Annotated in this window: 6 protein-coding genes; 3 read left to right on the forward strand and 3 right to left on the reverse strand. The window is 58.6% G+C overall.

Annotation, left to right across the window (positions count from 1 at the left end; all coding sequences use genetic code 11):
- Both ACH4F2_RS34940 and ACH4F2_RS34945 read left to right on the forward strand, forming a co-directional pair.
- Positions 1-906 (forward strand): hypothetical protein (locus ACH4F2_RS34940; RefSeq protein ID WP_398136718.1); only part of this gene is annotated, 906 nt, incomplete at its 5' end.
- Positions 907-991: 85 nt separating this feature from the next.
- The gene (locus ACH4F2_RS34945) at positions 992-1,999 is read left to right on the forward strand and encodes an IS481 family transposase (RefSeq protein ID WP_398136719.1); all 1,008 of its coding nucleotides are present in this window, start codon (positions 992-994) and stop codon (positions 1,997-1,999) included.
- Positions 2,000-2,325: 326 nt separating this feature from the next.
- On the opposite strand, the gene ACH4F2_RS34950 is transcribed toward ACH4F2_RS34945, so the two are convergent.
- The 3 genes from ACH4F2_RS34950 to ACH4F2_RS34960 all read right to left on the reverse strand — a co-directional run bounded on the left by ACH4F2_RS34950 (position 2,326) and on the right by ACH4F2_RS34960 (position 5,722).
- The gene (locus ACH4F2_RS34950; RefSeq protein ID WP_003942584.1) at positions 2,326-3,414 is read right to left on the reverse strand and encodes an IS110 family transposase; all 1,089 of its coding nucleotides are present in this window, start codon (positions 3,412-3,414) and stop codon (positions 2,326-2,328) included.
- 138 nt (positions 3,415-3,552) lie between these two features.
- Positions 3,553-3,975 carry a serine hydrolase gene (locus ACH4F2_RS34955; protein WP_166814103.1) on the reverse strand — a complete coding sequence of 141 codons (423 nt, stop codon included), beginning with the start codon at positions 3,973-3,975 and terminating at the stop codon, positions 3,553-3,555.
- A gap of 481 nt (positions 3,976-4,456) precedes the next feature.
- Positions 4,457-5,722, reverse strand: coding sequence for an IS256 family transposase (locus ACH4F2_RS34960; protein ID WP_003943361.1), 1,266 nt, complete (start codon positions 5,720-5,722; stop codon positions 4,457-4,459).
- A gap of 906 nt (positions 5,723-6,628) precedes the next feature.
- Between ACH4F2_RS34960 and ACH4F2_RS34965 the strand changes: the two genes are divergently transcribed.
- Positions 6,629-7,036: an IS30 family transposase gene (locus ACH4F2_RS34965; RefSeq protein ID WP_050794007.1), complete on the forward strand. Its 408-nt coding sequence runs from the start codon at positions 6,629-6,631 to the stop codon at positions 7,034-7,036.
- Positions 7,037-7,125: the final 89 nt, after the last annotated feature.

The following is a 7,125-nucleotide window of genomic DNA, read 5'->3' on the forward strand; positions in this document are numbered from 1 at the left end:
CATTTACTAAGGGTGGGGCCCGCAACCGCGGTCCGCGCTGCAGCGGGCGTAGTGCGACTTGAACTCGGGACTCGAACTTCGCTACACGCTGACCTGCAAACGATTTCGTCTGCCTCCGATGTCCTTGAAACAGACTGGGCAGACACGCATGCACGCTGGATACTGGCGAGGTTGAATGATACTGGCGACTTGGCAACTCGGCTGCAGCCGACCTTCTCACTGGAGCATGCACTGCTGAAGGTTTTGTCGAATCTTGTTTCCGTGATTTCAGCGCCGGTCCTGCGTGAGGTGATCGAACACATCAAAGAATCTCCACAGCAAGGGGATATCGGCTCCTCGTACGATTGGGCACGCGTCGTGGAGAACGTGCCAATAAGTGAATGGACCAGCGACGACAGAACGGCGGTTGCCGTGCGCAGCAAGGACGGCCCGGCACTCAAAGAAGCGTTCGATCGAATCCTCGCCAAGCACGATTCCGCCCATCGGGAAACGATTCAGAAGCGAATTGAAGAAGGGAACTTGTCCGCTCTCAGTGCTTTTGGAGATGTACGAGACCTAGATGACGACATAGCGAAGGGCGTTATTGAGAAGCTGTCCTCCGCGACCACCCAGCGGATCTCCGACCTCAAAAGCGGCTCGTTCGCCATGGGAGTGAAGGACTTTGCATCCGATCTGGTCACACTGAATGTCTGGTATCCCCAGCTCGCTTCGTGGGATTCGATCTCCGACCTATTGACGACGGAACTGCCTTTCGTCTCTGACCGCCAGGGAGTGCTAGCGAGGATCGCAATTCTGGGGAAAAAGATTCCTCCAGAGGTGGTCGATGTTATTGCAGGTCCGCTCCATGACTTGATGGTCGCCCTTCCCTCAGAGGGGCCTAGTTGTTGTGGGTATGGACGTTGCTGACGAGGGATTGAAGTAGACGGGCTGGTCCTCGGCGTAAGAATGGGAGTTGCGACACAACCGTTCTCGACCAAGAAGGACCAGCCCTGTGACACACCGTAATGCTCCACTCACCGTGGAGGGAAGACGACGCCTGATCGAGCGCTGCCAGAGTCGTCCGATCGCCCACGTCGCCGCCGAAATGGGTATCTCACGACAATGCGCCTCCACGTGGGTCAACCGTCACCGCAAATATGGTGACCTGGGACTACAGGACCGCTCCAGCGCACCGAAACACCAACCCACCGCCACAGCCGCGGAGGTCGTGGCCGACATCGAGTCGATGCGCCGGAGCCGGAAATGGTCGGCTTCACGAATCACGTTCGAACTCCGAATGGATGGAACGGTCATTGCTCGCCGGACCGTCACGAAAATCCTGCGGAACCTCGGATTGCACCGCCGCCGGTTCATCGACCCGAACGGCGAAACCAACCGAAAACCGCAGGTCATCGTTGCAAAACGACCCGGCCAGATGGTCCACGTCGACATCAAGAAAGTCGGGAAGATCCCCGACGGCGGCGGATGGCGTGCCCACGGCCGCGGCTCCGAGCAGGCCAAACGATCGCAGCGTCGGAAAACGAAGAACAAGCAAGCCCGGGTCGGGTACACCTATTTGCATTCCGCGATCGACGGGAACACCCGCCTGGCGTACACCGAGGCACGCGACAACGAAACCGCCGCAACAGCCATCGATTTCATGAACAACGCCCGACTCTTCTTCGCCGCACACGGCATCACCCGTATCGAGCGCGTGATCACCGACAGCGGATCATGCTATCGGGCAGCAGATTTCACCGTTTCACTCCGCGAAGCTCGGCACTACCGCATCAAGCCGTACACCCCGAAACACAACGGGAAAGTCGAACGGTACAACCGCATCCTCGCCGAAGAACTTCTCTACTCCCGCGAATACAGCAGCGAAGCTGAACGACGCATCGCCGTCGAAGTCTGGAATGTTCACTACAATTACCACCGACCGCATTCAGCACGCGGAGGACGACCGCCCGCCGCTTACCGCCGGCACCGCGTCACCAACGTCCGTTCCTCCTACAACTGATATGTAGAGAAATTTGTCAAGGGACAGGTGGAAACGGCCTCGGGAACGGCAGTTCCCGAGGCCGTTTCCGTTTCGGTCGACGGACATGAAGAACGGCGGGTGACATGTCGATATTCACGACTCGTGGTCAGACTGATATACGCGGGTTGGCTACCGCAGGACGACTGTTCGGCAGGAACGGTGCTGCTGCTCTAGGGTCGGGCGTCGCAATCGGTTCCAATTTCGGAACCTGTTGCTGCCCATAGTTGTTTTCGCAGATCGTTCCTCACGCTGCCATCACGCCCTTTGCGATTGTCTATCGACCGAAATCTAGGGGAAGGACAAGCTCAGGGCTGGTCGTCGACGACCGCCAGCGACCAACACCATCCCGCAAGTTCTCTGGCTACGGCGACATTGGCGATCACCGGACGCTTCTTACGGGCGGTGAACTGCTCCCACCGATGATGCAGGCGGTGGTTGCCGGCATGCCCACGAGCACGCGCAGCGGGGCTGGCTTTCGCCCATCGAGTGCGCATGACCTGTCCAGGGTTGCGGTAGATCTTGCGGTGATGCCATGCTGCCTCGACCAACAACCGACGTGCATGACCGTTGCCGGTCTTGGTGATCGAACCCTGTGATCGTGATGTCCCCGAAGAGTATTCACTCGGCACCAGGCCGACATAGGAACCGATGGTGCTCCCCGTAAATCGCTGCCAGTCGCCGATCTCGACCGCCAACCCGAACCCGGTCAAAGTAGAGATTCCGCGTAAACATCCCAAACGGTGCACCATCGGCGTGTAGGGACTGTTCTCCGCCATCTCCTCGATCGCCGTATCCAGTCGGTCACGGCGGCTTCGGGTGAGCAGCATCGCTTCATAGTTCGAGTCGAACGTGGCCTGCAACGCCGACTGCTCGAACCTCTGACTTCGTAGCCACACATCATGCGCACCAGTCCACGCCGCACCACCAGAATAGACAATGCCCTGCCGCAGAAGAAGTTTCGACAAGCGATGTCGGCATCGCATCAGATCCCCGCGAGCATCCTCACGGGCACGGACCAGATCTCGGGCTGCCTCTTGTTCTACCGAAGGGACCGTGACCTCGACGATCTCGTCCAGTCGGAGCAACCGCGCCAGATGCAGCGCGTCGCGAGCATCGGTCTTGACGCGGTCACCAGCAGGTCTCTGCAATTTCGACGGCGCAACCACCACGCACTCCACACCCGCTTGATTCAGAGCTCGGTACAGGCCGAATCCGGTCGGTCCGGCCTCGTAGACGGCTTTCACCGGACCCGGCAACGAACGCAACCAGGCGAGGATCTCACCGGAGTCCGGACATAATCGTTGTTTCCATACTTCACCGGTTTGACCGTCGATCGCACATGCCACTACAGACAGTGCGTGCACGTCCAATCCGACACTCGTACGCTGATACATCACCGGGGCCTCCTGCAAATGTAGGCACTACCGATCCAGGCTTCGCCTACTCGGCAACCCACGGCAACTTGCAAGCGAGTCCCCGGCCCGAAACGGGCCGACCCTCATACCGTCTAGACATACAATTCGACGAGAACGTCATCGACGAGCAGCTTCGCATAATTGACCGACAGCCATCCCGGTGTCCAGGTGCTGCTTCGTGATGGGCGCATAAGACTGAAGATCATCCGCCGTGTAATAAACGACGGCATCCAAATATTCCAGCGGATTCTGGCTCAATACCGCTGCGACAGCAAGGGTTTTGAATGTGGAACAGAACGCGAAACGCTCGTCAGCTCGATACTCGACCATCCCTCCCGTTCTCGGATTGGCCGCATATACACCCAAGCGGGCATCGTATTTGTCTTCGAGATCAGCCAGGAGGTGGGCTCGATCCTCTTCGCTTGCCGTTGACGTTTGAGAACTTGTCGTCGAAGGATTCTTCGCTGAACAACCGGCAAGCGGTACCAGCACCGCTGCGCCCAATAGCGTCCGACGCGTAACACCGCGAAACATCGTCATTCTCGCCTCTCTTGGCTATAGAAATACAGGTTGGTGAAAATGTGGATCGGCAGGGCAGGAAGCCCCGACTGGTCCGACGGCGACCCGATTGGAAAAGTGGGTCTTATCGGTCAATATCCAAGGGGTGCAGGAAGTGTCCGGCGATATCGAGTGCAGGGTTCAACCAGCCCATTCTCTGTTTCATACCGCTGTGTATGGCACTGGCTGTCAGTCCGTTGGGGATGTTTGTGTCCGGCTGACCCGGGACGTCGCTAACCCGTGCATCCCCCGAGGGCGTTCAGCTTCCGTAGCTGGTGGAGCCACTCGACGATCCGGTGATCCCACAGAAGAAACTGAAGAAATCACTCGACCCGGATGTGCTTGCGGACTCGCTGCCGAACGCACCGGCGCTACCACTGTCACTTCCACTACTCGCACTGCCGCTCGATCCTGTGCCGCAGCGGGAGTGTCCGATTAACGGTGGATCCGACCTTGATGTCGGTTAGTTACCGTTCAGGGTGATGCGTCCTTCGAAGGTGATCGCAAACGCATTGAGCGCGGGCTTCCACCTCATTGCCCATCGTGCCTTACCTTTCCCTGTCGGGTCCAGAGCACGCGTGGCCAAGTACAAGCATTTGAGCGCCGCCTGCTCAGTCGGGAAGTGCCCACGCGCCCGTACTGCGCGCCTGTAGCGAGCGTTGACAGACTCGATCGCGTTCGTCGAGCAGATGACGCGCCTGATCTCGACGTCGTAGTCCAGGAACGGAACGAACTCACTCCACGCGTTGTCCCACATCTTGATAATCGCTGGATACTGCTGCCCCCATTTCTGCGTGAACTCAGCGAATCGTTCCCTGGCCGCAAACTCCGACGGAGCGGTGTAGACAGGTTTGAGATCACGCGCCATCGCATCCCAATATTTACGAGAGGCAAAGCGAAAAGTGTTGCGTATCAGATGAATAATGCACGTCTGCACCACAGCGAGTTCCCAGACGGTGTTGATCGCTTCAGGCAATCCTTTGAGTCCGTCGCACACAACGATGCAGACGTCCGCCACACCACGGTTCTTGATCTCGGTCAGGACCGAGAGCCAGAACTTTGCGCCCTCTCCGCCCTCGCCGGCCCAGATCCCGAGGATGTCGCGTTCGCCATTGACGGTGACGCCGATCGCGACATACATCGGCCGGTTGGTGACCTGCCCATCGCGAACCTTCACGTGCACCGCATCGATGAACATCACCGGATACACCCGATCAAGTGGCCGGTTCTGCCACTCCGTCATTTCCCCGACGACCTTGTCGGTGATCCGCGAGATCGTGTCCTTCGACACCGACGCTCCGTAAATATCTTGAAAGTGCGCGGATATCTCGCCGGTCGTCAAACCCTTTGCCGTCAATGACAATACGATCTCATCGATACCCGTCAAGCGTCGCTGACGCTTCTTAACAATCTGCGGGTCGAACGAAGAATCGACGTCGCGTGGCACTTCGATCTCCACCGGCCCGATCTCAGTGAGCACCGTCTTCGAACGGGTACCGTTCCTCGAGTTGCCGCTGCCGCGGCCGGCGGCATCGTGCTTCTCGTAGCCCAGGTGCTCGGTCATCTCCGCGTCTAACGCGGTCTCTAGGACGTTTTTGGTGAGTTGATTGAGGAGTCCGTTCGGGCCCATCAACTCCACGCCCTGCTCCTTGGCCTGAGCCAGGAGCTGCTCGGCCAACTGCTTCTGATCCACCTCAGTCTCTGCCATGGGATCAAGTGTTTCGGTCATCGTCGATCCTTCCCGCCAAGCTCAGCTCGGCGTGTTGAATCAAGGACCGGATCCACCGTTATTCAGACAGTCCCCTCATACCGTCTAGGGCTGCGGCGCAGTGGTGTGCCGGGCCTACGTGTGTGAGGTTCGGGTGTAGTTGTGGGCTGCTCGTCGTGGACGGCATCACGAACCTGGCTGTAGTGCCTTGGTCAGGATGATCGTCGTTGCCGAGTTATCGGGTGCGTCGGCGGCTGTGGAGGGAAACTGTTCGAGAACGACGTCGTCGACCAGCCTGTGGAGGACGAACCAATGGAACGAGGTGGTGCTGGTGTCGATCGGTGCCGTCGTCGCGGCGAGAATTACTCGCAGGTGCTCGTTATCGATGTCGAACGTGCAGGTGAGGAAGCTGGAGGGTAGGGCATGGTCCAGGAGAATGCCGGCGGCTTCGTCGATCGCGAGAACTAGGTCGGTCAGTGAGACGGAAAGCGGTGCACCCTATGCTGGTTTCCCGCCGATGATCTGGGGGATGTCACGTCGGCGGGACGGCTCAATCCTGTACCCCGAGTTTTCCCGAGTTCGTTTGCTTTACTTCAGGCACTCGAAGACGAGTGGTCGCCGGAGCAGATTGTCGGGCATCTGAGACTGCATCACAGCGGTGACGAGGAGTTGGCGATCAGCCACGAGACGATCTACCGCTCGATCTACACTACTCGGTGGGATGTGATTCCGCAGTAGCTGTGCAAGCGCCTACGAACATGGCGGCTGATCCGAAAGAATGAGCGGCACTGTTAAAGGGCAATGGAGGTCGCAGGTCATCGATGCGCGCTCGATCGAGGATCGACCCGCCGATGCCGAGGATCGCAGCGTGACTGGACACATGGAAGGTGATCTGGTGATCGGTTCGAAGAACAGTCAGGTTGCGACATGGTAGATCGCAGGGACCGCTACTTGACGATCGTGCAGACACCCAGTCGGCATACCACCTCGGTGGTGCCCGTACTGGTGCGGGAATACGGGCGAATGGATTCGGCATTGTGTCGGAGTTTAACCTGGGATCGGGGGATGGAATTGGCCGATCACGAGCTGCTCAGTGCAGCAACGGGTATCGAGATTTTCTTTGCAGCGCCGCGTAGTCCTTGGCAGCGCGGGACGAATGAGAACACCAATAAGCTTTTACGCCAGTGTCTTACGAAAGGAATGTATCTCGGGGATCTGAGCCAGTCGGACCTCGATGCCATCGCGGCCAGGCTCAACAACCGGCCACGGAAGTGCCTCGGGTTCCGAGCGCCCGCGGAGTTTGTGGCGGAAGAGGCTGTTGCGTTGGCAGGTTGAATTTAAGGACGCTTTTCAGGAATGCGATGTCTCCTGTTCGGAGACCTGCTTGCGCAGCCTGGCCAGTTCTGTCCGTTCCGCGGCAGTGA

The organism is Streptomyces sp. NPDC017890 (assembly GCF_044328675.1).
In the GTDB taxonomy this organism is placed as follows: Bacteria; Actinomycetota; Actinomycetes; order Streptomycetales; family Streptomycetaceae; genus Streptomyces.